The sequence below is a fragment of the Marinobacter sp. VGCF2001 genome, assembly GCF_049943275.1.
Taxonomy (GTDB): domain Bacteria; phylum Pseudomonadota; class Gammaproteobacteria; order Pseudomonadales; family Oleiphilaceae; genus Marinobacter.
The window spans coordinates 136,376-161,051 of record NZ_JBNFVX010000004.1 but is presented as its reverse complement, the minus strand read 5'-3'; the positions used below and the strand labels follow the sequence as shown (position 1 = coordinate 161,051).

Annotated in this window: 25 protein-coding genes; 17 read left to right on the top strand and 8 right to left on the bottom strand. The window is 58.8% G+C overall.

Annotation, left to right across the window (positions count from 1 at the left end; all coding sequences use genetic code 11):
- Positions 1–147: 147 nt before the first annotated feature.
- Complete coding sequence (locus ACP2AU_RS07455; RefSeq protein WP_426375481.1) at positions 148–1,950, bottom strand: acyl-CoA dehydrogenase; 1,803 nt, start codon at positions 1,948–1,950, stop codon at positions 148–150.
- Between the two features lie 290 nt (positions 1,951–2,240).
- On the opposite strand from ACP2AU_RS07455, the gene ACP2AU_RS07450 reads away from it, so the two are divergent.
- The gene (locus ACP2AU_RS07450; RefSeq protein WP_426375480.1) at positions 2,241–3,230 is read left to right on the top strand and encodes a GlxA family transcriptional regulator; all 990 of its coding nucleotides are present in this window, start codon (positions 2,241–2,243) and stop codon (positions 3,228–3,230) included.
- A gap of 139 nt (positions 3,231–3,369) precedes the next feature.
- A complete protein-coding gene (locus ACP2AU_RS07445) occupies positions 3,370–3,534 on the top strand; it encodes a hypothetical protein (RefSeq protein WP_426375479.1) in 165 nt (54 codons plus the stop codon).
- A gap of 44 nt (positions 3,535–3,578) precedes the next feature.
- Here ACP2AU_RS07445 and ACP2AU_RS07440 read toward each other — a convergent pair whose 3' ends face one another.
- Entirely contained in the window at positions 3,579–5,633 is a 2,055-nt protein-coding gene (locus ACP2AU_RS07440; protein ID WP_426375478.1) for an FAD-dependent oxidoreductase, read from the bottom strand.
- Positions 5,634–5,984: 351 nt separating this feature from the next.
- On the opposite strand from ACP2AU_RS07440, the gene ACP2AU_RS07435 reads away from it, so the two are divergent.
- From ACP2AU_RS07435 to ACP2AU_RS07370, 14 genes are all read left to right on the top strand, one after another.
- Positions 5,985–8,786, top strand: coding sequence for a monovalent cation/H+ antiporter subunit A (locus ACP2AU_RS07435; RefSeq protein WP_426375477.1), 2,802 nt, complete (start codon positions 5,985–5,987; stop codon positions 8,784–8,786).
- Positions 8,786–9,154 (top strand): Na+/H+ antiporter subunit C, encoded by a 369-nt coding sequence (locus ACP2AU_RS07430; protein ID WP_426375476.1) that lies wholly within the window; start codon positions 8,786–8,788, stop codon positions 9,152–9,154. Before ACP2AU_RS07435 ends, ACP2AU_RS07430 begins: the two co-directional genes overlap by 1 nt.
- Entirely contained in the window at positions 9,151–10,668 is a 1,518-nt protein-coding gene (locus tag ACP2AU_RS07425) for a monovalent cation/H+ antiporter subunit D (RefSeq protein WP_426375475.1), read from the top strand. Before ACP2AU_RS07430 ends, ACP2AU_RS07425 begins: the two co-directional genes overlap by 4 nt.
- Positions 10,668–11,156, top strand: a complete 489-nt coding sequence (locus ACP2AU_RS07420; protein WP_426375474.1) for a Na+/H+ antiporter subunit E — start codon at positions 10,668–10,670, stop codon at positions 11,154–11,156. Before ACP2AU_RS07425 ends, ACP2AU_RS07420 begins: the two co-directional genes overlap by 1 nt.
- On the top strand, positions 11,153–11,422 hold the full coding sequence (locus ACP2AU_RS07415; RefSeq protein WP_426375473.1) for a K+/H+ antiporter subunit F: 270 nt from the start codon (positions 11,153–11,155) through the stop codon (positions 11,420–11,422). Before ACP2AU_RS07420 ends, ACP2AU_RS07415 begins: the two co-directional genes overlap by 4 nt.
- A gap of 15 nt (positions 11,423–11,437) precedes the next feature.
- Entirely contained in the window at positions 11,438–11,770 is a 333-nt protein-coding gene (locus tag ACP2AU_RS07410; RefSeq protein WP_426375472.1) for a Na+/H+ antiporter subunit G, read from the top strand.
- Between the two features lie 121 nt (positions 11,771–11,891).
- Entirely contained in the window at positions 11,892–14,201 is a 2,310-nt protein-coding gene (locus ACP2AU_RS07405) for a putative monovalent cation/H+ antiporter subunit A (protein ID WP_426375471.1), read from the top strand.
- Positions 14,198–14,623 (top strand): Na+/H+ antiporter subunit B, encoded by a 426-nt coding sequence (locus ACP2AU_RS07400; protein WP_426375470.1) that lies wholly within the window; start codon positions 14,198–14,200, stop codon positions 14,621–14,623. The genes ACP2AU_RS07405 and ACP2AU_RS07400 overlap by 4 nt, the downstream gene beginning before the upstream one ends.
- Before the next feature lie 34 nt (positions 14,624–14,657).
- Positions 14,658–15,005, top strand: coding sequence for a Na+/H+ antiporter subunit C (locus tag ACP2AU_RS07395; RefSeq protein WP_426375469.1), 348 nt, complete (start codon positions 14,658–14,660; stop codon positions 15,003–15,005).
- The gene (locus ACP2AU_RS07390) at positions 15,002–16,516 is read left to right on the top strand and encodes a Na+/H+ antiporter subunit D (protein WP_426375468.1); all 1,515 of its coding nucleotides are present in this window, start codon (positions 15,002–15,004) and stop codon (positions 16,514–16,516) included. The genes ACP2AU_RS07395 and ACP2AU_RS07390 overlap by 4 nt, the downstream gene beginning before the upstream one ends.
- Positions 16,513–16,986, top strand: a complete 474-nt coding sequence (locus ACP2AU_RS07385) for a Na+/H+ antiporter subunit E (protein WP_426375467.1) — start codon at positions 16,513–16,515, stop codon at positions 16,984–16,986. Before ACP2AU_RS07390 ends, ACP2AU_RS07385 begins: the two co-directional genes overlap by 4 nt.
- 10 nt (positions 16,987–16,996) lie before the next feature.
- Positions 16,997–17,269, top strand: coding sequence for a monovalent cation/H+ antiporter complex subunit F (locus tag ACP2AU_RS07380; protein WP_426375466.1), 273 nt, complete (start codon positions 16,997–16,999; stop codon positions 17,267–17,269).
- The gene (gene mnhG / locus ACP2AU_RS07375) at positions 17,262–17,672 is read left to right on the top strand and encodes a monovalent cation/H(+) antiporter subunit G (RefSeq protein ID WP_426375465.1); all 411 of its coding nucleotides are present in this window, start codon (positions 17,262–17,264) and stop codon (positions 17,670–17,672) included. Before ACP2AU_RS07380 ends, mnhG begins: the two co-directional genes overlap by 8 nt.
- Before the next feature lie 96 nt (positions 17,673–17,768).
- Positions 17,769–19,415: a fatty acid--CoA ligase gene (locus ACP2AU_RS07370; protein ID WP_426375464.1), complete on the top strand. Its 1,647-nt coding sequence runs from the start codon at positions 17,769–17,771 to the stop codon at positions 19,413–19,415.
- A gap of 78 nt (positions 19,416–19,493) precedes the next feature.
- Here the strand turns inward: ACP2AU_RS07370 and ACP2AU_RS07365 are convergent, their stop codons facing one another.
- The 4 genes from ACP2AU_RS07365 to ACP2AU_RS07350 all read right to left on the bottom strand — a co-directional run bounded on the left by ACP2AU_RS07365 (position 19,494) and on the right by ACP2AU_RS07350 (position 22,398).
- Positions 19,494–20,747, bottom strand: coding sequence for a D-amino acid dehydrogenase (locus tag ACP2AU_RS07365; RefSeq protein ID WP_426375463.1), 1,254 nt, complete (start codon positions 20,745–20,747; stop codon positions 19,494–19,496).
- A 66-nt stretch (positions 20,748–20,813) separates the two neighbouring features.
- Complete coding sequence (locus ACP2AU_RS07360; protein ID WP_426375462.1) at positions 20,814–21,173, bottom strand: translation initiation factor Sui1; 360 nt, start codon at positions 21,171–21,173, stop codon at positions 20,814–20,816.
- Between the two features lie 20 nt (positions 21,174–21,193).
- Positions 21,194–21,721: a DUF4136 domain-containing protein gene (locus tag ACP2AU_RS07355; RefSeq protein ID WP_426375461.1), complete on the bottom strand. Its 528-nt coding sequence runs from the start codon at positions 21,719–21,721 to the stop codon at positions 21,194–21,196.
- Between the two features lie 71 nt (positions 21,722–21,792).
- Positions 21,793–22,398: a YigZ family protein gene (locus tag ACP2AU_RS07350; RefSeq protein ID WP_426375460.1), complete on the bottom strand. Its 606-nt coding sequence runs from the start codon at positions 22,396–22,398 to the stop codon at positions 21,793–21,795.
- A 10-nt stretch (positions 22,399–22,408) separates the two neighbouring features.
- On the opposite strand from ACP2AU_RS07350, the gene ACP2AU_RS07345 reads away from it, so the two are divergent.
- Positions 22,409–22,615: a hypothetical protein gene (locus ACP2AU_RS07345; protein WP_426375459.1), complete on the top strand. Its 207-nt coding sequence runs from the start codon at positions 22,409–22,411 to the stop codon at positions 22,613–22,615.
- Here the strand turns inward: ACP2AU_RS07345 and ACP2AU_RS07340 are convergent.
- A complete protein-coding gene (locus tag ACP2AU_RS07340) occupies positions 22,592–23,911 on the bottom strand; it encodes a sensor histidine kinase (protein WP_426375458.1) in 1,320 nt (439 codons plus the stop codon). The genes ACP2AU_RS07345 and ACP2AU_RS07340 overlap by 24 nt on opposite strands.
- Complete coding sequence (locus ACP2AU_RS07335) at positions 23,908–24,594, bottom strand: response regulator transcription factor (RefSeq protein ID WP_426375457.1); 687 nt, start codon at positions 24,592–24,594, stop codon at positions 23,908–23,910. Before ACP2AU_RS07335 ends, ACP2AU_RS07340 begins: the two co-directional genes overlap by 4 nt.
- Positions 24,595–24,676: the final 82 nt, after the last annotated feature.

The following is a 24,676-nucleotide window of genomic DNA, read 5'->3' as shown; positions in this document are numbered from 1 at the left end:
CCCCCCCCCCCCCCCCCCCCCCCCCCCCCCCCCCCCCCCCCCCCCCCCCCCCCCCCCCCCCCCCCCCCCCCCCCCCCCCCCCCCCCCCCCCCCCGATCGTGCCTGCTCCCAAACCAGCAGGCTACATCAAGAACCAAAGCATCAAACTCAGAACCAATCAGCCTTCATGTTCAAACACGTATCATCCTGATTCCGCAGCAAAACCAGGTCCTGGGCCACGGTCGGTAATTCCCAGTGGAAGAAGTACTGGGCGGCCTGCAGTTTGCCCTGATAGAAGTTGCGTTCACTGTCGCTGTTGGCAGAGCCCAGCGCATTGGCCGCGGCATTGGCCTGGCGCAGCCACATCCAGGCGACGATGATGTGGCCGAACAGATGAAGGTAGCAGCTGGCATTGGCCAGTGTTTTATCGACGTCGCCTCCCATCAGGGATTTGCCGAGGCTCTGGGTCGCTTTTACCGCCTGCTGCAGGGTTTCGCTCAGCGACAACGCCCATTGCTGACAGCGGTCGGTGGTGGCCGCCTGTAAATCAATCTGCATTTCCTGCATCAGCAGCTGCAGGCCGTGGCTCTGGTCCTGCCAGATTTTGCGGCCCAGCAAATCCAGGGCCTGGATGCCGTTGGTGCCTTCATGGATAGGATTCAGGCGGTTGTCGCGCCAGCATTGCTCGGCCGGGTATTCGCGGGTGTAGCCTGCGCCACCGTATACCTGAATGGCCAGGTCGTTGGCTTTCGGGCCGTATTCCGACGGCCAGGCCTTGATCACCGGAGTCAGCAGGTCCAGCAGTTTGCCGGCTTCCATCCGTTTCTGTTCATCCGGATGGGTGTGCTGGTCGTCCATCAGGCGGGCACCGTACAGGCACAGGGCCAGGCCGCCTTCGCTGTAAGCCTTCTGGGCCAGCAACATCCGGCGCACATCGGCGTGCTCGATAATGGGAATTTGCGGGCTCTCGGGGTTCTTTTCGCTGGTTTTGCGGCCCTGTAGCCGGTCTTTGGCGTAATCCAGGCTGTGCATATAGCCCCGGTAGCCGATTACGGCGGCACCAAAGCCGACGCCAATGCGGGCTTCGTTCATCATCTGGAACATATATTTCAGGCCCTGATGGGGTTCGCCCACCAGGTAGCCGTGGCAAGGGGCATCGTCGCCGAAACTCAGGGCGGTGCTGGTGGTACCGCGATAGCCGAGTTTGTGGATCAGGCCGGCCAGGCTGACTCCGTTGCGTTCACCCGGGTTCCCGCTTTCGTCCACGTGAAATTTCGGGACGATGAACAGGGAGATGCCTTTGACACCGGCCGGAGCGCCTTTGATCTTGGCCAGCACCATGTGGACGATGTTCTCGGTGATGCTCTGTTCGCCCCCGGAGATGTAAATCTTGGCGCCCTTGATCAGGTAATGGCCGTCGTCGGTGGGCGTGGCGGAGGTGCGGATATCGGCCAGGCTGGAGCCGGCATGGGGCTCAGTCAGGGCCATGGTGCCGCTGTAGCGGCCACTGAGCATATTCGGCAGGAATTTGCTTTTCTGCTCGTCGTTGCCGAATACACGGATGAGGTTGGCGGCCGCAGTCGTCAGAAATGGGTAACCGGCCGTGCCGGGGTTGGCGGCGGTGAAGAAGCCGTTGCAGGCGGCCATAACCGATTCCGGCAGTTGCATACCGCCGAGGTCATAGTCGTAGCGGCCAGCCAGGAAGCCGGCTTCGGCGTAGGCGTCGAAGGCCTGCTTAACCTCCGGAAGCATATCAACCTGGCCGTTAACGAATTTCGGTTCGTCTTTGTCTGCGGCGCTGTTGTGGTTGGCGAATTTTTCTTTCGCCATTTTATCGGCGGTTTCGATGACGGCGTCGAAGGTTTCTTTGCTGTGTTCGCTGAAGCGCTCGCGCTGGGTGAGGGCTTCGGTGTTCATTACTTCGTAGAGCTGGAACGCCAGGTCGCGGCGGTCGATCAGGGTGTCGGTCATTCTTGGTCTCCTGTTGATTGGCCATAGCGTCTCATACCGGCTATGGTTGTTGGAATTGTCATTTCTGACTTATTATTGGCCAAATCCGCCAAGATTCGCATTTGCAAGACGGCCACTGTCAAGGGGACTCTCTTCCGGGAGACGCCGTGAACCCATCCGTGGGGGCTTGAGCGCAGCTTCCCTGCTGCGCACACTCCCGGAAGAGAGTCCCCATGCCAGCGGCCTGACAGGAAGATTGCCGTCATGCCAGTTCATCCGATGCCACAACCCAAAACACAGACACTGCATAAATGAAAACCGTCACTATCATCGGCTTTAACGGAGCGCTGGCCAGTGCCATCACCGGCATGATCGATCTGTTTCGCCTGGCCGGGGTGACCTGGGCACGAATCCATGGCGAACAGCCAACAGCCCGGTTCAGAACCCGGCTGTTAACCGAAACCGGTGAGCCCTGCCGATGCATTAATGGCGTGACCTTGCTGGCGGATGGCTCCTGGCAGGATATCGATGAAATAGGTACCGATGACCTGCTGATTATTCCGACCATTGGTGCCCCTATTGATGACATTCTGCAAACCAACAAACCATTAATTCAGTGGCTTTCACAGTTTCAGGATGCACCCCCCGGCGATGTTCGGGTGGCCAGTAATTGTACCGGTGCGTTTTTGTTGGCGGCGGCGGGATTGCTTGATGGCAGGGAGGCGACCACCCACTGGGGGTTTGGCGATCCGTTCAGGCGGCGGTTTCCGCGGGTCGATCTGCATCCTGAAAAGCTGGTGACGGTCGATGGACCGGTGGCCTGTGCCGGGGGCGGCATGGCCTGGTGGGACCTTGGGGTGTATCTGGTAGAGCGGTTAGCGGGAGCCCAGGTGGCCCGGGAATTGGCGAAAGCCTTTGTGATTGATGCCGGGCGCACCAGCCAGGCGCCTTACAGTGTGCTGCAGGCCAAGCGGTACCACTCGGACCAGGCGATTCACAAGCTGCAGGATTGGCTGGAAAAACATTTCCGGAAACCGGTATCGCTACCGGAACTGTCCGCACTTGCCGGTTTGTCCGAGCGCTCGCTGTTGCGTCGGTTCCGCCAGGCAACCGGAGACTCTCCCTCCACTTATCTGCAGTTGTTGCGGGTCGAGGAGGCTCGCCGCCAGCTGGAATCCACAGCGGCGGGGCTTGAATCGGTGACCCGGGCCGTGGGCTACGAGGATGTCAGCTCATTCAGCCGATTGTTTCGCCGCCATACCGGCCTGTCGCCCGGTGCCTATCGCGCAAAGTTCAGTTAGTCGGCCTGAGGCTGGGAATCGGCAGAGATTTGGGCTAGGGTTGTGGCCCGTGTTATGCATCGAAACGAGACAGTAGGCAGTTTTTTGCCGTGTTACGTAAATATTTCTGACAGAGCCATCCCGTTTGGGGGAGGTTGACATGAACACAGCAATCAAAAAGAACCAGGCGGATATTCTCAGCCGGTTGTATGACATGAAACTCAGGCAGGTTGAGCACGCCCTGCAGCAGGGCAACAGTCTGCATTGTCAGGTTTTACAGGCCGAAGCCGAAGCCATATTCAATGCTTTGAAGTTGGCCCGGTAGCCGCCTCGAACACGGCGGCCACCGGAACTTGCAGAGCACCATCGTCAGATAGCAGCAGCTACTTCGGTCCCCTGCCGGATAGCACGCTTGGCGTCCAGCTCTTCTGCCAGGTCGGCGCCGCCGATCAGGTGGGCACTGGTTCCCGCCGCTTCCAGCTGATCAAACAGCTCCCGATAAGACTCCTGCCCCGCGCAAAGGATCACGTTGTCGACGTCCAGCACACGGCTCTCAACGGTGTTGCCGTCCTTGTCGCGCACGCTGATGTGCAGGCCCTGGTCATCGATTCGCTCGTAGCTGCAGCCTTTGAGCATTTCGACATCCCGGTGCTTGAGGCTGCTCCGATGCACCCAACCTGAAGTTTTACCCAGGCCTCCGCCGACTTTCCCGGTTTTACGCTGCATCAGGTAGATTTTCCGGGGTGTTTCCGCCGGCGCCCGTTCAGCCAGACCACCGGGGCCTTCGAATTCGGGGTTAACGCCCCACTCGGCCTGCCAGTCAGCCACGCTGACCTGCTCTCCCTCCGGCTGTTTGTCGAAGTTGTGGGTCAGGAATTCGCTGACGTCGAAGCCAATCCCCCCTGCCCCAATCACGGCCACGTTCTTGCCCACTGTTTTGTTGTGGCGAAGGACATCGAGATAGCCCAGCACCTTGGGATGATCGATGCCCTCAATAGCCGGTGTCCGTGGCTTTACTCCGGTGGCCACGATGACATCGTCGAAGGCCTGCTCGATCAACTCCGCCGCCTGCACGCGGGTGCCCAGTTTCAGATCGATTTCCAGCAATTCAATCTGGCGCTGGTAATAACGCAGAGTCTCGTAGAATTCTTCCTTGCCCGGTATGCGCTTGGCGTAATTGAACTGGCCGCCAATCTTGTCGTCGGCTTCAAACAGCGTCACTTTGTGGCCTCGCCTGGCCGCTGTTGTCGCCGCCGCAAGCCCGGCCGGCCCGGCACCGACAACGGCAACACGGCGAACCACCGGTGCCACGGTGAGCACCAGTTCGGTCTCATGACAGGCGCGGGGATTCACCAGGCAGGAGGCGCGCTTGGCCTGGAATACGTGGTCCAGGCAGGCCTGGTTACAGGCAATGCAGGTGTTGATTTCATCACCGCGGCCCTGCTCGGCCTTGCGCACAAACTCGCTGTCTGCCAGTAAAGGCCGGGCCATGGAGACCATGTCGGCCTTGCCAGCGGCCAGGATTTCTTCGCCTTTCTCAGGGGTGTTGATCCGGTTGGTGGTGCAGACCGGAATGTTCACTTCACCATAGAATTTGGCGGTCACATCGGCAAAACCGCCACGGGGCACCGAGGTGACGATGGTGGGCACCCGGGCCTCGTGCCAGCCAATTCCGGTATTGATGATGGTGGCTCCGGCTTGCTCGATGGCTTTACCCAGGGTGACAACCTGGTCCCAGGTCTGGCCGCCCTCCACCAGATCCAGCATGGATAACCGGTAAATAATGATGAAGTCAGGGCCCACGGCCTCGCGCATCCGGCGGACGATCTCTACCGGCAGGCGCATACGGTTTTCAAACGGCCCACCCCATTTATCGGTGCGCTTGTTGGTTCGTTCGCACAGGAACTGGTTGATGAAGTAGCCTTCCGAGCCCATCACCTCCACGCCGTCATATCCGGCAAACCTGGCCAGTTTGGCGGCGCTAACGAAATCATTGATCTGCCGCTCTACGCCCCGGGTCGACAACGCCCTGGCTTTGAACGGGCTGATCGGCGCCTTGGTGGCCGACGCCGAAACAATCAGCGGCTGATAGCCATAGCGCCCGGCGTGCAGCAACTGCAGGCAGATCTTCCCGCCTGCCTCGTGCACGGCACCGGTGACATGACGGTGCAACAAAGCGGTAGCGCGGTTGTTCATGGTGGAGGACAGCGGAGCCAGCTGACCGACCAGGTTGGGTGAAAAACCACCGGTAACCATGAGCCCGACGCCACCCTCTGCGCGTTCTGCGAAATACCTGGCAAACTTGTGGATATTCCAGAATCGGTCTTCAAGGCCGGTGTGCATCGACCCCATCAGCACCCGGTTTTTGAGCTCGGTGAACCCGAGATCGAGCGGTTTTAACAGGTTCGGATAGGTATTGGTCATGGCTTACTCTCTTCAGATTTTTATCGGGAGTATACACTTGATCAATCGTATGTTTACTTGACCTCACAGACGGGCCACGTATTATCGCATTTCAAGTTCTGCTGACGGAGCAACCATGACCGAAAGGTCCTACGGCTGCATTAGAATTATCCGCCCGCCCGTTACCGCCGATATTGCGCGGCATCGGGGCCGTCTTCCGTATTTTCCGGACCCACCCGTTTCCCGCTGATTCACTTCCTCTGATGCAGGTTCCGTCACGATACACGCCGTGCAGGGTGCCCGGCCGGAGGCTAGACTCAGGCAAACACGCCTTCAGTATTCATGTAAAAGAAAACCAATAACGAGGTTGCGATGTCGCTACCGCTGGTTGTATTTCTGCCTTTTTTAGGGGCTATCATCGCCCCGCTGTTCGCTCTGGGAGGGCGAACAGCGATTGCGATTGCTTCTTCTGTCCCGGCCATTATTGCCCTCGCAGCGTTGTTCCCCCACTGGGAAACCCTCGCAGACGGCGGTACCGTATTGAACAGCTGGCAATGGCTGCCGGCCATCGGCATCTCGTTCAGTTTTCGCCTTGACGGCCTGTCGCTGCTATTTGCATTACTGATTCTGGTTATCGGCATTCTGATCATTCTCTATGCCCGCTACTATCTGAAGCCGGCAGAGAATATCGGCAAATTCTACGCCCTCCTGCTGTGTTTCAAAGGCTCCATGCTGGGTATTGTGCTGTCCAGTAACCTGCTGTTGATGATGATTTTCTGGGAGTTGACCAGCCTTACCTCGTTCCTGCTGATCAGTTTCTGGAACCACAAGCAAGATGCACGGCGGGGCGCCCGGATGGCGCTGGCCATCACGGGCGGCGGCGGGCTGGCCCTGCTCGCGGGCATTCTGATGCTTGGAAACATCGTCGGGAGTTTTGAGCTGGATGACGTGTTGGCGGCCGGGGACCAGATCAAGGCGCACGCCATGTATCCGATTGCGCTCACATTGATTCTGCTGGGCGCCTTCACCAAATCGGCTCAGTTCCCGTTCCATTTCTGGCTGCCCCACGCCATGCAGGCCCCGACACCGGTTTCAGCTTACCTGCACTCGGCGACCATGGTAAAAGCCGGCATTTTCCTGATGGCCCGCCTCTATCCAGCCCTGGCCGGTACCGAACAGTGGTTTTATATGGTCAGCTTTACCGGTATGGCTACCTTGCTGATTGGCGCTTACGTGGCCATGTTCAAACATGACCTGAAAGGGCTATTGGCGCATTCAACCGTCAGTCACCTCGGGCTGATCACCCTGCTGTTCGGCATGGGTACGGAACTGGCGGCGGTAGCAGCCGTCTTCCACGTGATCAATCACGCGATTTTCAAGGCCTCCCTGTTCATGGCGGCCGGCATCATTGATCATGAAACCGGCACCCGCGATATGCGGCGGATAAACGGACTCTGGCGCTATATGCCTCACACCGCCACACTGGCCATGGTTGCGGCCTCCTCCATGGCGGGGGTGCCACTGCTGAACGGGTTCCTCAGCAAGGAAATGTTCTTTGCCGAATCCCTGGAGCTGAACCTGCCGGGCATCTGGGCGTGGCTGCCACCCATCGTTGCCACCCTCGCCGGTATTTTTGCGGTTGCCTACTCGGCCCGCTTTATCCACGATGTCTTTTTTAACGGTAAGCCGGTCAATCTGCCTATTTACCCGCCCCATGAACCGCCCCGGTACATGAAGATACCGGTCGAGATTCTGGTCTTTGCCTGCATCATGGTCGGCATATTCCCGGCGATTTCCGTGGGCCCACTGCTGAACGCGGCAGCCAGCGCCACGCTCGGCGGCGCGGTGCCGGACTATCAGCTTGCCGTCATTCACGGATTCAACCTGCCACTGATGATGAGTTTTGCCGCGTTCATCGGTGGGCTGATCATGTACAGCCAGCGCCAGAAGTTCTTCGACTTCCATGCCCGCTTCAAGGAAATTGATGAAAAAGCCGTTTTCGAATCTGTTGTCCTGCGCGTGGTTGATCTGGCGAATCGCTTCACGACACGGATCGAAAATGGCTCGCTTCAGCGATACGCCATGTTGCTGGTCGTCAGTGTGCTGGCGGTCGCCGCGATGCCGCTGCTGGATCTCGGTATTTTCGTCGGCGAACAGGGTTTGAGCCCGTTAGACTGGCCAACGGCCATTGCCGCAGGTGTTTTGGTGCTGTGTGCCCTGGCCACCGCCGCCATGCACCGGCAACGATTCTATGCTCTGGTGCTGCTCAGCGTTGTTGGGCTGATTGTGGCTCTCGCCTTTGCCCGTTTCTCGGCACCAGACCTGGCCATGACCCAGCTCTCCGTGGAAGTGGTCACTATTGTTCTGTTGATGCTGGCGCTGTTCTATATGCCGGCCTGGACGCCGGTGGAGACGCCGCTCAGACGTCGTCTGCGGGATGTCACCATTGCCGGCATTGCCGGCATCGGCATGACTCTGGTGACGCTGGCGATGCTGACCCAGCCATTCAGTTCCATTTCCGAGTTCTTCCTGGCAAACAGCAAATCCGGCGGTGGCGGTACTAACGTGGTCAATGTCATTCTGGTGGACTTCCGGGGCTTCGATACCCTCGGTGAGATCACGGTTCTGGCCATTGCTGCGCTGGGCATCTATGCCTTGCTGAAGAACACCCCCTTAACGCCGCCGCCCAGCGATGGCGAGGGCCATGCCTGGTCCCGGGATACGCACCCGCTGATGCTGCGCCTGATAGCCCGGCCGCTGCTGCCGCTGTCGCTGATGATTTCGGCCTTCATTTTCCTGCGTGGCCATAATCTTCCCGGTGGTGGTTTCATTGCCGGCCTGATCACGTCGATCGCACTGATCCTCCAGTACATTGCCAGTGGCATGGACTGGACCCAGGACCGGGTGCCGTTCCGCTACCACAATGTCATCGGGCTCGGACTGCTGTTCGCCTTTGTAGCAGGCGCCGGGAGCCTGGCCTTCGGTTATCCGTTCCTGACGTCAACCTTCGGCTACATCACATGGCCGGTGGTTGGCAAGTTCGAGGTAGCCTCGGCGCTGGTGTTTGATCTCGGCGTCTATTTGACGGTCATCGGAGCAACCCTGCTGGCACTGGTCAGTATTGGCCGGATATCTCCCCACTCGGCGATCAAGAGTAAAAAGGAGGGCGCGTAATGGAACTCGTGTTCGCATTGGTTATTGGTGCCCTGACCGCATCCGGGGTATATCTGTTGCTGCGGGCGCGCACGTTTCCCGTGGTGGTCGGTCTCACGTTGCTGTCTTATGGCGTCAACCTCTTCCTGTTCTCAACCGGCCGGTTGTCGACCGGGGAGCAACCCATTCTCGGCAGTGCCGAAAGTTACGCCGACCCACTACCCCAGGCACTGGTTCTGACCGCCATCGTCATCGGCTTTGCCATGACCGCCTTTGTGGTGGTGATGTCCCTGCGGAATCTCGCGGATAATGAAGATGACCATGTGGATGGAAAGCAACCCTACAAATCGCCGGCCCCGGAGGAAGAAGTGGAGGTAAACGGTAAATGAACCATTGGCTTACCGCTCCGATTCTGATTCCTCTGATTGGCGGCATTCTGCAAGCCCTTATGGGCTATGCCCCCATTACACTGCGCCGGACCCTGGCACTGGCGACCACGGTATTGATCCTGATTTCAGCCATTGTACTTCTGGTGCTGGCTGACGATGGCAGTTACCGCATTTACGCTTTCGGGAACTGGCAACCCCCGTTCGGCATTGTCATGGTGCTCGACCGACTGGCGGCCCTGATGCTGGTCATGACAGCGGTGCTGGCTCTGTTCTGCCATCTCTATGCCATTGGTGGTGCAGATGAAGGTAACCGGCAGTTCCATGCTTTGTTCCTGTTCCAGCTCATGGGGCTGAACATTGCGTTCCTCACGGGTGATCTGTTCAACCTGTTTGTTGCGTTCGAGGTGCTGCTTATTGCCTCCTATGGCCTGCTGATGCATGGCGGCGGCACCATCAGAACGGTGCCTGGTCTGCACTATGTGGTGCTTAATCTGATTGGCTCTGCCATTTTCCTGATCAGCGTGGGCATGATTTACAGTGTCACCGGCACGCTGAACATGGCAGACCTGGCGGTTAAAATCCCCGAAGTGTCCGGAGAAGGCGTTAACATCGTCAAGGCGGGCGGCATGATGCTGCTGGTGGTGTTCGGCCTGAAAGCCGCCATTCTGCCCTTGTGCTTCTGGTTGCCACGGGCCTACTCCAAAGCGACCGCGCCCGTTGCGGCCCTGTTCGCGGTGATGACCAAAGTCGGCATCTACGCCATCCTGCGGGTCTATCCGCTGGTGTTCGGCGACGATGCCGGCGAATTGGCCAACCTGGGCATGGACTGGCTGTTCCCGATCGCCCTGGCCACCCTTGCCATGGGGGTCATCGGGGCGCTGGGCTCTGGCACCCTGAAAACCCTGGTGGCGTGGCAGGTGATTATCTCTGTGGGCACCCTGCTGGCTCCTATTTCTCTGGGCTCGGAGGCCGGCCTGTCTGCCGCCCTGTTCTATATGCTGAGCACCACCTGGACGGTCGGCGGCCTGTTCCTTGTGTCAGAACTGATCGCCAATCAGCGCGGCAGTGCCGGTGACCGGATCATTACCGCGCCGAAAATGTATAACCGGACCTTGCTGAGCATTTTGTTCCTGGTGGGTGCGGTGGCCGCGGCAGGCCTTCCGCCCCTGAGCGGCTTTTTCGGCAAGGTGCTGATTCTTCAGTCGGTCGAGTCTGGCCGTGATATGGCGTGGCTGTGGTCGGTCCTGCTGACCGGCAGCTTCCTTACCGTGATTGCCTATAGCCGCGCCGGTAGCATTGTCTTCTGGCGGACCGTCGACGGCCATCTGGAAAAGCCAGATCCGCTCAATGGCCGGATTTCCGTGGCAGCCGGCGCTCTGACCGCACTGGCGGTGGTCATGGTGGTGCTGGCCGGGCCCATTACACGCTACACCGATGCTACGGCAGAACAGCTCCACAACAACGACGCCTACATCGAGATCTTGCAGTTTCCGATGGTCGGGGAGGATAACTGATGCTTGATCGTCTTAGGTTCCCCCAACCCTGGCTGAGCCTGACCCTGTTTGTCATGTGGCAGTTTTTGAGTGATGGCATCAGCGGTGGCAGCCTGGTTCTGGGCCTGATTCTGGCCTGGGTGATTCCGCTGATGACCCAGGGCTTCTGGCCTGACCCGCCCGCCTTCCTCAAAGGCTGGCGCGCCCCCGCCTACCTGCTGCGGGTACTCTGGGATATTGTGATTGCCAGCGTGGATGTCGCAAGGCTGATCCTGAGCCCCCGAGAACCGCGCCCGATGTTCATCTGTTATACCCTGGAACTGGAGAACCCGCTGGGCATAAGCATTCTGGCCAGCACCATTTCCCTGACACCCGGTACGGTAAGCGCGGATGTCAGTGACGACAACAAGCTGCTTCTGATCCACGCCCTGGATGCCGAGGACGAACAAGAAGTCATCGACACCATCCGGGCCCGCTATGAAAAGCCTTTGCTGGAGATGTTCCAATGATGCTCAATGCACTGTACATCACCATCGCCATGGTCACGCTGGCCGCCCTGCTAAACGTCTATCGCCTGATTAAGGGGCCGGATGCGCCAGACCGGATACTGGCGCTCGATACCCTCTACATCAATGCCATTGCACTGATCATTCTGCTGGGGATTACACTGAAAACCCGAATGTATCTTGAATCTGCCCTGCTGATTGCGGTGATGGGCTTTGTCGGCACGGTCGCCATGGCGAAATACCTCAAACGCGGCAGCGTCATTGAATAAACCGGAGCGCACCCTATGAGCACCTTCGCGGAATATGCTATTTCCATCATGTTGATTATCGGTGGAATTTTTACTCTGGTCGGCGCCATTGGCCTGGCCCGCCTGCCCGATTTCTATACCCGCCTGCATGGGCCGACCAAAGCCACCACGGTGGGCGTAGGCGCTATTGTCATCAGTTCGGTAATCTACTTCAGCACCCTGGGCCAGGGGGTCGGCGTAGAGGAAATTCTGATCACAGCGTTCCTCTTCATGACCGCGCCGATCAGTGCCAACTTTCTGGCAAAGGCCGCCATGCATCTGGAAGTAAAAACCACGAAAACCACTCGTGGCCAAACCTGGGATCAATAACCGCTTGAAAATCAGAGGCTGTATGAGCCTTTTGGTCAAACGATACGTAATTAAACAAAAGGCTAGCAACATCAACCATTTTTAAATAATTTCTTGTCAGGCCTAAGAGGAGCCACCGTCCATGATGTTACTGGCTGTGCTTTCCGGTTTTCTGCTGGCATTCGCTGTGCCGGCGCTGCATCGTATGGCAGGCCATTACATTGGTTGGGTGCTGGCTTTGTTGCCGGCGAGTCTGCTGGTGTTTTTTATCAGCCTCGTGCCTGCCGTTCGTGAACAGGGCTCGCTACTGATCGAAAATCCCTGGATGCCGGGCCTGGGGATAACGCTCGACTTTCTGATTGATGGCCTGTCCCTCGTCTTCGCGCTTCTGATTACCGGCATCGGCACCTTCATACTGATCTACGCCGGCGCCTATCTCAAAGGCCATAAGGACCTGGTTCGCTTCTACGTCATCATGCTCTGTTTCATGGCGTCCATGCTCGGGCTGGTTCTGGCCGACAACCTGATTACCTTCTTCGTGTTCTGGGAATTGACCAGCATTACTTCCTATATGCTGATTGGTTTCAACCACGAAGATGCCGAAGCGAGAAAATGTGCGCTGCAAGGGCTGTTTGTCACGGCAGGCGGTGGTCTCGTGCTGATGGCCGGCCTGATCCTTCTGATGTTCATCACCGGAAGCCATTCGTTCTCCGGAGTGCTTGCCTCAAACCTGCTTATTTATGAGCACCCGTACTACACGGCGGCCGCCGTTTGTATTCTGATCGGGGCCTTCACCAAGTCCGCACAGGTACCATTCCACTTCTGGCTGCCCAACGCCATGGCGGCACCAACCCCGGTCTCCGCCTTCCTGCATTCGGCCACCATGGTGAAAGCAGGCGTGTATCTGCTGGCCCGATTGAATTCATCCATGGGCGAGGACACGTTATGGAGCGGGTCGCTACTGGCGTTCGGGGCGGCCACCATGCTCACGGGGGCCTATCTGGCCTTCAGCAGCACCGGCATCAAAAAGATTCTGGCCTACTCCACCGTGATGGCCCTTGGCACGCTCACCATGCTCATCGGCGTTGGAACAGAGCTGGCGATTACCGCCTTTATTTGCTTCCTTGTGGCACATTCGTTGTACAAGGGCGCACTGTTCATGCTGGCCGGCGCGCTGGACCATGAAACCGGGACCAAAGACATTACCAAGATGGGCGGGCTCCGTAACCCGATGCCGAAGACGGCGCTGATCACCGGGTTAGCGGCGCTCTCGTTGGCGGGGCTTCCGCCTCTGTTCGGTTTTGTGGCCAAAGAACTCCTACTCGAGTCACTGTTGCACGCGCCGATGTGGCAACCCCTGTTATTGGTGACGACGGTGCTCTCTGCCATTCTGGTGGTAGCGGTGGCGGGCCTGGTTTTGATCAAACCGTTTTTCGGCCCGGAAATCCGAACGCCCAAACAGCCTCACGAAGCGCCGGGAGCGATGCTGATCGGCCCCGCGGTACTGGCAATGCTGGCGCTGGGCTTTGGCCTTATCCCCTCCCTGCCCGCCAGCTGGGTGCTTGATGCCGCCATTTCCTCGGTGTCTGGCGGCCCCGTGGATACTGCCCTGGCGCTATGGCACGGCATCAATGTGCCCCTGATACTGTCAGGGATCAGCCTGCTGGCCGGTTCGCTCCTGGTCGCCAACTGGCACCGGCTCCGGCCGACGTTAAGCGCCATCAATACCGCCGGCAGCCGTATTGGCCCGGAGGCCGGCTATTTCCGGTTCATGCTGGGCATCACCCAGGTCGCTGGCTGGCAGACGCGGCTGTTGCAGAACGGCGTGCTTGGTATTTATCTGCTTGTCCTGGTTCTGGTTACCTTTGGGCTGGCCGGCTACACCCTGCTGAGCCGACATGGCCTCCAGCTCACACTGGATTTCAGCGACAGCTATTTTTACGAGTGGGGGATTGCACTGCTAATCGTCGCCTCGACGGTCTTCGCCTGTGTCACCCGGTCGAGACTGGGTTCAGTTGCCTCGGTCGGGGTTCTCGGGTTTGGTGTCGCACTGACCTTTATCCACTTCAGCGCACCCGACCTGGGTATCACGCAACTTCTGGTCGAGACGCTCACGGTGATACTGCTGGTGCTGGTGCTTTTCCGGCTGCCTCCGTTCGCCAAGCTGTCGTCGACCTGGGAGCGGTACCGCGACCTATCCGTGGCGGTCTTCGCCGGCGCCGTGATGACACTGATTATGCTGGCAGCACTGGACATTCAGTATTTCGACAGCATCTCGAGCTATTACATTGAAAACAGTTACGGGCTCGCCTTCGGTAAAAACATCGTCAACGTCATCCTGGTGGACTTCCGACAGCTGGATACCCTGGGGGAGATATTCGTTCTTGGACTGGCGGCCATCGGTGTTTACTCAATGATCAAGCTTCGGGCGGAGGACCAGTACAAACCATGAAATCCAACACCCTGATCCTGCACACTGCCGCTCTGGCGATCATGCCTTTGCAACTGATGTTCTCTATTTTCCTGCTCTTGCGCGGGCATGACGAACCAGGCGGCGGATTTATTGGCGGGCTGGTTGCTGCCAGTGCCTTCGTACTTCATGCGTTTTCTTTTGGTGCGGAATCAACGCAAAAGCTGCTGCGCGTGCAACCCCGAGACATTCTGGCCGCCGGCCTGCTTTTTGGCCTGGCTTCAACCCTGCCCGCACTGCTGACCGGCCAGCCCATGCTCACGGCATTCTGGTGGCAACTTCCTTTGCCTGGCGATGGCTACCTGAAATTGTCGACTGTGCTGGTCTTCGACATCGGCGTGTACCTGGCCGTGCTGGGTACCCTGATGACATTTGTTATCGGCCTGATGGAGTCCGAGGAATGACAGCCACAACCGTTGTCACTGAAAAGGGGGCGTTATGGAAAGCCTGATGGCCCTTGTGATCGGCGTTCTGTTCGCCGCCAGTATCTACATGATGCTCCGGCGCTCGATCGTCAAAATTGTCATCGGCCTGATCATCCTCAGTAACGCGGCCAATCTGCTGATTTTCGTGGTGGCGGGTTTAACCCGGGGCGCACCACCGCTGATCGCTGATGGCGCCGACCAAATCACCGGGGTGGTCGCAGACCCACTGCCCCAGGCCCTGATACTGACAGCCATCGTGATTGCTTTCAGTGTCCTGGCGTTTGCCGTGGTGCTGATACGCCGCGCCTATGAGGTGGTCGGTACCGATGATCTGGACAAAATGAAGGATACGGACACTTGAACCTGGAAGTTGTGCTCCCGATTCTGATACCGCTGACTGCCGGTGCCCTCTCCCTGGCACTCTGGCGCTCTATCCGACTTCAGCGCATCGTGGCTGTCGTCGCGACTGCCTTGCTGCTGGCCACCAGCATCTGGTTAATGCACTCAACCGTTGAACAGGGGTTTCTGGTGGTGGAAATGGGCAGCTGGCCAGCGCCCTTCAGTATTGTGCTGGTATCCGACGTTCTCGGGGCCATCATGATTCTGCTGACCGGTATCATCGGCCTGGCCATTGCACTCTACTCCCTGGCCTCCACGCCTGACGGTCACCAGAAATTCGGCTATTACCCATTGATGCACTTGCTGCTTGCCGGTGTGGCAGGGGCATTCCTGACCGGCGACATCTTCAACCTGTTTGTCTGGTTTGAGGTTATGTTGCTGGCGTCCTTCGCCCTGCTCACGCTAGGCGGCGAGCGCGCCCAGATGGAGGGGGCCATCAAATATGTCACCCTCAACCTGTTTTCCTCCGCGCTGTTCCTGTCAGCGGTCGGCCTGCTCTATGGCATGGTCGGCACGCTCAATATGGCCGACATCGCCCAGAAAGTAAGCCAGGTGGACGATCCCGGCATGGTAACGGTGGTGTCGGTCATGTTCATGGTGTCTTTTGGCATCAAGGCTGCGGCCTTTCCGCTGTTTTTCTGGCTTCCAGCGTCTTATCACACCCCCCAGGTGGCGGTTTCAGCGCTGTTTGCGGGACTACTGACCAAAGTCGGGGTCTATGCCCTGTACCGGGTGTTCACGCTTATATTTACCCAGGATGTCGACTACACCCACAACATTCTCCTGTGGGCCGCGGCGCTGACCATGCTGACCGGGGTGCTCGGGGCGGCCGCGCAGTTCGAGTTTCGCCGAATCCTGTCGTTCCACATTGTCAGCCAGATCGGCTATATGCTGCTCGGGTTGGCCCTGTTCACGCCACTGGCCCTGATCGGCGGCGTGTTTTACATCATGCATCACATCATCGTGAAGACGAACCTGTTCCTGGTCAGCGGCATCACCTACCGCCTGCTCGGGAGCTATGAGTTGAAGGATCTCGGTGGTGTTTATCGCCAGCGCCCCTATCTGGCGCTGCTGTTTCTGATTCCTGCCTTGTCGCTGGCCGGAATTCCTCCGCTTTCGGGCTTTTTCGCCAAATTTGTTGTGGTGCGCGCAACCCTCGAATCCAGCGAATACGTCGTCGCCGCAATCGCATTGCTGGTGGGCCTGCTGACCCTCTACTCAATGATCAAAATCTGGGCGGAAGTGTTCTGGAAAAAGCTTCCGGAGCACGTTACTGACCAGCGCAGACTCAACGGTAGCATCCGGGCCCGGCACGAATGGGCCTATTACCTGCCGGTGTTCGGCCTGGCCGTCTGCACCCTGCTCATCGGGCTCTATGGCCAGCCCGTGTACGCGTTGGCAGAAACCGCTGCACAGCAACTGATGAACCCGCACCTCTACATTGAGGCGGTACTCGGGGAGCAAAGCAAATGATCGGCCTGTTCTGGAACCTGCTGCTGGCCCTGGCCTGGGTCACGCTCACCGGCAGCATCACCGCGATGAACCTGCTCGCCGGTCTGCTCTTTGGCTATCTGGCGCTCATGGTCCTGCAGAAGCAGGTGCCCGCGCTGAAAGGTTATTCCCGGAAAATTACCCGTTTCGTCGGCTTTCTGGCCTACTTCCTCAAGGAACTGGTCAAATCAAACCTCAGGGTTGCCTATGACATTGCCACCCCGGTCTGGCACATGAAGCCCGGCGTGATTGCATTCCCTCTGACTGCCCGCACCGACATGGAAATCCTGTTTGTCAGCAGCGTTATCTCGCTGACTCCCGGGACCCTGAGCCTGGATGTATCAGACGACCGGAAGGTACTGTTTATCCATGCCATGTTCCTGCACGACGAGGAGCAACTCCGGCAAGGCCTGAGGGAACTGGAACGCCGGATTCTCAAGGTGATGCGCTAGGAGGCATGCCATGCTCAATATTGTGATCAATATCGTTTACCTGATGCTGTCGCTGGCACTGCTGTTCGCCTTCATTCGTCTGACCCGCGGCCCGTCCCTGCCTGACCGGGTGGTCGCACTGGAGCTGATCGCCTCGGTTGTGGTCGGTTACGTGGGCGTACACGCCATCGACACCGGGGTTGCCAGTTTTCTGGACGTTGCCATTGTGGTGGCCCTGACCGCGTTTCTGGCCGCCATCGGTTTCGCACGGTTTGTCGAGAGAGGAGGTGTGAACCATGACTGACATCATCGTTTCGATTCTGCTGCTGGCGGGCGCCTCGTTTATGGTGCTCGCGGCTGTCGGCATTTTAAGGCTGCCAGACCTGCCTACCCGAATGCATGCCAGTACCAAAGCCGGGGCGCTCGGAGCCATGCTGACTATGGGCGGCGTGGCTTTCCATTTTGGCGACAGCACGGTGGTGGCCCGCGCCATTGCCATTGTTATTTTCATTCTGCTGACAGCCCCGATTGCCGCCCATGTTATCGGCAGAGCCGGTTATTTCACCGGCACCAGGCTTTGGAGCGGCACCCTGAAAGACGAATTGCGTGAGCGATACGACCCCATCACCCACAAGCTTTCCAGTGGGCTGCCACGGGCGGCGGAAGAGGCCCGCTTAAAACCAGAAAAAACCACGCCAAAGCAATAGCTTGGTATTGGAAGGACCAGGAAGTTCAGTATAGTTGATGATGAACGTCTAGTCTGACGACCATAACAATTACAAGCAGAGGAAGAGGACAACAACATGGCACAAACCCGAATTCTCAAACCCGCTGACAATGCTTACCCGTACCCGCTTCTGATCAAGCGCTTGCTGATGTCCGGGCCCCGGTATAACCCGAAGCAGGAAATCGTTTACGCCAACCGCAGCCGGTACACCTATGAGGACCTGGTCGAGCGCATCCATCGCCTCGCCAATGCCCTGACCGATGCAGGCATCAAGCCCGGCGATACTGTCGCCGTCATGGACTGGGACACCCCGCGCTACCTGGAGTGCTTCTTCGCCATCCCCATGATTGGCGCGGTTTTGCACACGGTCAACGTGCGCCTGTCTCCCGAGCAGATTGTCTATACCATGAACCACGCCGAGGACGATGCGGTACTGGTGCATGATGATTTCCTGCCGATTATCGAGAGCGTAAAAGGCGACATCGAAACGGTTAAAACCTGGATTCAGGTAACCGACAGAGACCAACCGGGGGAAACCTCTCTGGACACCCACGGCGAGTATGAGTCTCTGCTGGCCGCCTCCGCTGACCATTTTGACTTCCCGGACTTCGACGAAAACAGTGTTGCCACCACGTTCTACACCACCGGCACTACTGGTAACCCCAAGGGGGTGTTCTTCAGCCATCGTCAGCTGGTTCTGCATACCCTCTCCATGGCCGGCAGCATTTCCCACTTCGACGAAATGCCGTTGCTGCGATCCTCCTCGGTGTATATGCCCGTTACCCCCATGTTCCATGTCCATGCCTGGGGCGTGCCCTACGCCGCCACGATGATGGGCATCAAGCAAGTGTATCCCGGGCGTTATGAGCCAGAGCTTCTGGTCGACCTGATCAAAGAGCACAACGTCAGTTTCTCTCACTGCGTGCCCACCATCATGCAAATGATGATGGCCACCGAGTCCATCAAAACCGCAGACCTGAGCAACTGGCACGTGCTGATTGGCGGCAGTGCCCTGACCAAAGGTCTGTGCGATGCCGGCAGCAAACTGGGTATCAAGATGTTCACCGGCTATGGGATGTCGGAAACCTGTCCGCTGCTGAGCCTGACCCACCTGAACCCCGAAGACATGGAATTACCGCCCGAACAGCAAACCGCGATCCGGGTAAAAACAGGGGTGGCCGTGCCCATGGCCGAGCTGGAGATCGTCGACCCCGATGGCAAACCGCTGCCGCATGACGGCGAGGCCAAAGGCGAAGTGGTGGCCCGGGCACCCTGGCTGACCCAGAGTTACTTCAAACAGCCGGACAAAGGCGAGGAGCTGTGGCAGGGCCAGTGGCTGCATACCGGCGATGTGGCCTCCATGGAAGCGGATAACACCCTGACCATCAAAGACCGCATCAAGGATGTGATCAAGACCGGGGGCGAATGGCTGTCCTCTCTCGACCTTGAGAACATGATCAGTCAGCATCCGGCGGTCGCCGGCGCCGCGGTGGTCGGCATTCCGGACGAGAAATGGGGTGAGCGCCCGTTCGCACTGGTCACCCTCAAGCCCGGCGAGGATATTTCAGAGCAGGACATCAAGCAGCACCTGCAACAGTTCGTCGACAATGGCGACATCAACAAGTGGGCGATTCCGGAGCAAATGCGCTTCGTGGAGGACATTCCGAAAACCAGCGTGGGTAAAATCAACAAGAAACTGATCCGGGATCAGTTGCAGGATTAATCCTGGTCGAAACACGCCGGCTTCGGGCATCCCGCTGCCGGCGCCTCGGAATCTGCCGAAGCCGTGAAGAGTGGCCGGTCAGAGGCCCGAGAAAGTGAAATCCACCTCGGGTTGCTTGCCGGCCACAAAGTCGGCCAGGGCGGCGGCAGATCCACAGGAGTGGGTCCACCCCAGAGTACCGTGCCCGGTGTTCAGGTAAAGATTGCTGAAATGGCTCTTGCCAATATAGGGCACGTTGGATGGCGTGGACGGCCGCAACCCGGTCCAGAACTCGGCCTGATCCCAGTACCCCGCCTCTGGCATCACTTCCGCCGCACGGCGCACAATGGCCCGGCAACGGGTAAAGCTCAGATCACGGCCATAGCCGTTGAGCTCGGCCGTGCCCGCCACCCGCATCCGATCGCCCAGACGCGAATACACCAGTTTGTATTCATCGTCGGTGAGACTGACCTTGAACGCCGCCTCGTCGTTCTTCACGGGAACGGTGATGGAATACCCTTTCGCCGGATAGATATTGAGGAACAGGCCCAGGCGACGGGCAAGCACGGCACTGAAACTACCCAGGCTCAACACATAGCTGTCTGCCCGCAGCGTGCCATGCTTGCCGTCTTTCAAGGTGCGTACGCCCATAATACGATCACCGGCGCGGTCAAAATCCAGGATTTCCGTGCCATATTCGAACACTACGCCGGCCGCTTTGCATTTATCCGCCAATACCTGGGTGAACTTGCGGGCATCACCACTTTCATCATCTGCGGTGTAGGTGGCTCCGGCAATACGGTGGCGCACCGGTGCAAGCGCAGGCTCCAGTGCCACAGCACGCTCCGCATCGATAACCTGTCGGTCACAGCCGAGATCGCGCATAATTCGCGCAGGCTCCATGGCAGCATCGAATTCCGCCGGATTGGTATAGAAATGCAGTATTCCCCTGGCCAACTGGTCGTACTCCAGGCCCAAGTCATCCCTGAGGGTCTGCAGGCAAGTGCGGCTATAAGTGCCTAGATTCACCATCTGGCGGATGTTATGCGCCGCCCGCGCGGACGTACACTGGCCAAGAAATGACAATACCCAGCGCCATTGGTAAGGGTCGAGGCGGGGCCGGAAGAGCAGTGGCGCCTCCGGCTGAAATAACCATTTGGCAACTTTCAGGGGCGCCGATGGGTTGGCCCAGGGCTCCGCATGGGACACGGATATCTGGCCGCCGTTAGCATAACTGGTTTCGAGAGCCGACTGGTTCTGACGATCGACAACGGTTACCTGGTGCCCCTGTTGCTGCAAATACCACGCCGTGGTGATACCTACCACCCCTGCTCCAAGTACCGCGATATGCATTCCAGACTCCCCTGTGATACCGGCACGACCGGACGGTCCGCCCAACAGTTATTTCGAAAGGATGCCTCAACCGCCCGAGCGTTTGACGGTCCAGCCTTTTTGTTCCAGCAATGGCACCAGAAGGTCACGCTGGTCGCCCTGAATTTCCACCACGCCGTCTTTCACGGTGCCGCCAGTGCCGCATTTGGCTTTCAGTTGCTTGGCATAGGCTTTCAGCTCGCTGGCCCCCAGCGGAATGCCGGTCACCAGCGTCACGCCCTTGCCCTTGCGGCCTTTGGTTTCACGGCTCACACGCACAATACCGTCACCTGCCGGTAGCTGCTCCGCTTTGCAGGTGCATTGGTCTGACGGGTTCCGACAACCCGGGCACATCCGGCCCTGGTCGGTAGAGAATACCAGGCCACCTTTGCGCTTGTTCATCCCCATGAATACGCCCTATCGTTCAATCAATTCAGGCCGGGAGGGTATTGCGAAAACATTTCCGAGACAACCTCGTCAATCAGCTGGCGACGGGTTTCCGGAGACTGGTTTTCGTTCAGGTAACGGCGGCTGGCGGCCTGCCAGACAACTTCATCGGTGGCGGAATCGACCATCCTGAGAACCAGCTTGCCCTCGGTCACCTCACGCACCGGTGGTGGCGCCGAGACGCCCCAGCCGAAGTTGCCACGGCCAAAGCCGAACCCCAGGCCCACACCCACCTGTTCCAGCCGTTCCTCTGCAACGATCTGCCAGCTGATCAGCACGTCTGCCTCGCTCTGGCCCACCTGTCTCATGGCTTTTCGATTCAGCTCCCGCTCAACAGCGTCCCGCACCCGGGCATCGTCCAGGGAGGTTACTCCGGAATCAGGCTGTTTCGCGGCGAAGGCCCAGCTGCTGAAATTGCCGAACACGGTCGAAGAGTTGTAATCCGTCACCACATTGCTGGCACAGCCGGCCATCATGAAAGACACCACCACTGCCATCAGAATACGCATAGATGCCACTCCGTAATCCCTGTTTATCTCCAGTATACGCCCGTGAATCGATGACAGCTTGGCGCCGTTGATCAGGTTTCGAAACGGTAATCCAGCTGGTGGGCGTCACAAAATGCCGAGAACGCCTCCTGGTTCGCTACGGGCAAGGAAACCCTGGCCGTCACATGACTGCTGTAAGAAACAGATTCGAGACAACCTTCATGACCCTCGGACCAGTGTCTCAGCGGTTGTTCATCGGCAAAGCCAAGCTCAACGGTGGCCCGGACCCGGGCCTGCTGCACCACGCGGCCGACCGCAGAGAGAACGCTCTCGGCTGCGCCGGCGTAGGCGCGCACCAGCCCCCCGGCACCCAGCTTGATACCGCCGAAATAGCGGATGACAATCACCAGTACATCGCCCATATCCTTGTGCTGGATAACACCAAGAATGGGCTTGCCTGCGGTACCGGACGGCTCCCCGTCGTCATTCATGGCGGCTTCTGCTGCCGAGCCCGGGCGGCCGATTTGATACCCCCAGCACACGTGGCGGGCATCCGGAAAATCACGATGCGCCTGCTCAACGCAGGCACGTACCTCGTCGCGATCACTGACCGGGTATATCCGGGCAATGAACCGGCTTTTCTTCACTTCCGTTTCCCGCTCGAGGTATCCTGCGGGAATCGGGTAATCCTTACTCATGAGCGATCCTATGACAACCGAAGACAACGAACATCAGCAGCCCGGCACTGCCGCTCCGGCGCGGCTTCGCAAGGCTGCTTGCGGCATCCGGTTTGATGAAGACGAGCTGCAGGAAGGTATTGATTTTTCTGCAGCCAGCAAGCTGAAACCGGGCATCAGTAAAGCGCCGCGCCAACGTCAGGACGTCGACTCTTCAACCGTCGACAAACACCGGTAGCTCGAGGATAACCTCCAGCCCTCCGGTATCCCGGTTGTGAGCACTGATCTGCCCATCGTGAGCCAGTATAATATCACGGGCAATGGCGAGCCCCAGCCCCCAGCCATTGCCTCCCCGGGACTTATCGGCCCGAAAGAACGGCTCGAACATCGGTTGCAGCAGGTCTTCAGGCGCGCCCGGCCCTTCGTCTGCGATGGCCAGCCGGATTCGATCGCCAGAGGTCGTCAATGACAACTGAACCGACTTTCCCGGTGGCGTGTGGTCGAGGGCGTTCTGCAATATATTATCAACAGCACGCTGTAGCAGGCTGCCATCACCCAGTACAGACACCTCTCTGCTCGCGTCCGATGCCACCAGTTTGCAGTCGACCCGCTGGTGTTCAGCATAGTCCGCCGCATCCTGAAGCACACGATTCACCAGTACCATCGGCTTGACCGGTGCCCGCGCCATATCGCCGCCACTCTCGGAAACCCGATACAGCGTGAGGATTTGACCGGTCATGGTGTCCAGCCGCTCGTTCTGGCGCAGGATACTGGACACCAGACCCTCATCGGCGCCGCTGTCCGCAGCCAGTTCAATGGCCACCCGCTGTCGCGCCAGCGGCGTGCGCAAATCATGGGAGATATCCCGTAACAGCTGATTCTGCCGGTCCAGCAACTGGCAAAGCCGATCGGTCATCCCGTTGAATGCCATCGCAAGCTGGCCCACTTCGTCGCGGCGACCGGCAATAGCCGCAGACACCCGCAGATGGGTGTCACCCGCGGCAATGGCCCGGGCAGTTCCTTCCATGTGCTTCAGCGGACGGGCAACCATTCGTGCGATCCACCAGCAGGCCAGGGTAATCAACAGGAAGGCCAGCCCGAGTTCAACAACCCGGAATACGCTCGGGTCCAGCCAGCCGTCGCTGCCCATACGCGGCCAGGCAACCAGCCTGTAGCCTTCTTCAAGCTCAATCACCGCCGGTTTGTGGGGGTACCAGCCCGACTGCATCCGCTCCCGTATACCCCGGGGCAATCGATGATGGCCCTGTTCCTGAGCAATCAGGACCAGGTGCAGGTCCATCCGTTCTCCTTCGGCACGGAGAAACCGCCAGGCCTCGGCCCGGCCCTGCCGAGCCCGGATGCCCAGGGCTTCCTGCCCGAGCTCCTGCAAGCCCACCTGGCGCTCGATTGCCTGGCGCTCACGATCCAGCAGATAGCGGCTGGCCAGATGGCCGGCCAGCACGGTCAACGCCATAGCAAGCCAGATCGACAAGAAAATTCGCCAGAACAACGGGAACCTGAATCGTGTCATCATACGGGTGTCCGGTAGCTGTATCCCAGTCCGCGCACGGTTTCTATCCGGGGCGGGTCATCATTGCCGAGCTTTTTACGCAGGTTACTGATGTGCATATCCAGAGTGCGGTCGTAGGCTTCCAGGCGCCGCCCCAATGCCCACTGCATCAGGTCGGTCTTACGCACGACACCGCCAGCATGGGCCAGCAACACCTGGAGTACCTCATATTCTGTACCGGTCAGGTCCAGAGGGACTTCGTTCTGGTATATCCGGCGTTGCCCGGGCTCCAACCGTAAATCGCCATACACCCGACTGGCATTCAATTCGGCTTTCTGGTCCCAGGCAATGCGCCGCAGCAACGCCTGCAGCCTGGCCACCAGCTCTCTCGGATTACAGGGCTTGGGAATATAATCGTCGGCTCCTACCTCAAACCCGACAATGCGATCAGTCTCGTCGCCGCGGGCGGTCAGCAGAATAACCGGCAAGTGCGTCTCGGCCCGGAGCTCCCGCAGGACATCAAGGCCATTAATGTCCGGCAGCATGATATCGAGCACCACAATGTCACAACCTTGCCCCAGAGCAAGTGCCAGTCCGTCCCGACCCGTGGCCGCCTCGCGAACGGTGAATCCCTGTCCTGTCAGATAACGGGCCAGCAACGCCCGCAACTCGTCATCATCCTCAACCAACAATACCCGGTTCTGCATCCTGTCCTCTCTGCCTGACGCTCCGGCAAAGTCTAGCATGACCCGGCTTTATGCCGGCGTCAGCGCTCTCTGCCTTTACCCA

Coding starts and splice junctions, on each gene's coding strand:
- ACP2AU_RS07380 (WP_426375466.1), top strand. CDS start 16,997: ATGCTCAATATTGTGATCAATATCGTTTACCTGATGCTGTCGCTGGCA.
- ACP2AU_RS07430 (WP_426375476.1), top strand. CDS start 8,786: ATGGAACTCGTGTTCGCATTGGTTATTGGTGCCCTGACCGCATCCGGG.
- ACP2AU_RS07425 (WP_426375475.1), top strand. CDS start 9,151: ATGAACCATTGGCTTACCGCTCCGATTCTGATTCCTCTGATTGGCGGC.
- ACP2AU_RS07355 (WP_426375461.1), bottom strand. CDS start 21,721: ATGCGTATTCTGATGGCAGTGGTGGTGTCTTTCATGATGGCCGGCTGT.
- ACP2AU_RS07340 (WP_426375458.1), bottom strand. CDS start 23,911: ATGATGACACGATTCAGGTTCCCGTTGTTCTGGCGAATTTTCTTGTCG.
- ACP2AU_RS07440 (WP_426375478.1), bottom strand. CDS start 5,633: ATGACCAATACCTATCCGAACCTGTTAAAACCGCTCGATCTCGGGTTC.
- ACP2AU_RS07420 (WP_426375474.1), top strand. CDS start 10,668: ATGCTTGATCGTCTTAGGTTCCCCCAACCCTGGCTGAGCCTGACCCTG.
- ACP2AU_RS07445 (WP_426375479.1), top strand. CDS start 3,370: ATGAACACAGCAATCAAAAAGAACCAGGCGGATATTCTCAGCCGGTTG.
- ACP2AU_RS07435 (WP_426375477.1), top strand. CDS start 5,985: ATGTCGCTACCGCTGGTTGTATTTCTGCCTTTTTTAGGGGCTATCATC.
- ACP2AU_RS07335 (WP_426375457.1), bottom strand. CDS start 24,594: ATGCAGAACCGGGTATTGTTGGTTGAGGATGATGACGAGTTGCGGGCG.
- ACP2AU_RS07415 (WP_426375473.1), top strand. CDS start 11,153: ATGATGCTCAATGCACTGTACATCACCATCGCCATGGTCACGCTGGCC.
- mnhG (WP_426375465.1), top strand. CDS start 17,262: ATGACTGACATCATCGTTTCGATTCTGCTGCTGGCGGGCGCCTCGTTT.
- ACP2AU_RS07450 (WP_426375480.1), top strand. CDS start 2,241: ATGAAAACCGTCACTATCATCGGCTTTAACGGAGCGCTGGCCAGTGCC.
- ACP2AU_RS07345 (WP_426375459.1), top strand. CDS start 22,409: ATGACAACCGAAGACAACGAACATCAGCAGCCCGGCACTGCCGCTCCG.
- ACP2AU_RS07395 (WP_426375469.1), top strand. CDS start 14,658: ATGGAAAGCCTGATGGCCCTTGTGATCGGCGTTCTGTTCGCCGCCAGT.
- ACP2AU_RS07385 (WP_426375467.1), top strand. CDS start 16,513: ATGATCGGCCTGTTCTGGAACCTGCTGCTGGCCCTGGCCTGGGTCACG.
- ACP2AU_RS07370 (WP_426375464.1), top strand. CDS start 17,769: ATGGCACAAACCCGAATTCTCAAACCCGCTGACAATGCTTACCCGTAC.
- ACP2AU_RS07400 (WP_426375470.1), top strand. CDS start 14,198: ATGAAATCCAACACCCTGATCCTGCACACTGCCGCTCTGGCGATCATG.
- ACP2AU_RS07350 (WP_426375460.1), bottom strand. CDS start 22,398: ATGAGTAAGGATTACCCGATTCCCGCAGGATACCTCGAGCGGGAAACG.
- ACP2AU_RS07360 (WP_426375462.1), bottom strand. CDS start 21,173: ATGGGGATGAACAAGCGCAAAGGTGGCCTGGTATTCTCTACCGACCAG.
- ACP2AU_RS07455 (WP_426375481.1), bottom strand. CDS start 1,950: ATGACCGACACCCTGATCGACCGCCGCGACCTGGCGTTCCAGCTCTAC.
- ACP2AU_RS07405 (WP_426375471.1), top strand. CDS start 11,892: ATGATGTTACTGGCTGTGCTTTCCGGTTTTCTGCTGGCATTCGCTGTG.
- ACP2AU_RS07410 (WP_426375472.1), top strand. CDS start 11,438: ATGAGCACCTTCGCGGAATATGCTATTTCCATCATGTTGATTATCGGT.
- ACP2AU_RS07365 (WP_426375463.1), bottom strand. CDS start 20,747: ATGCATATCGCGGTACTTGGAGCAGGGGTGGTAGGTATCACCACGGCG.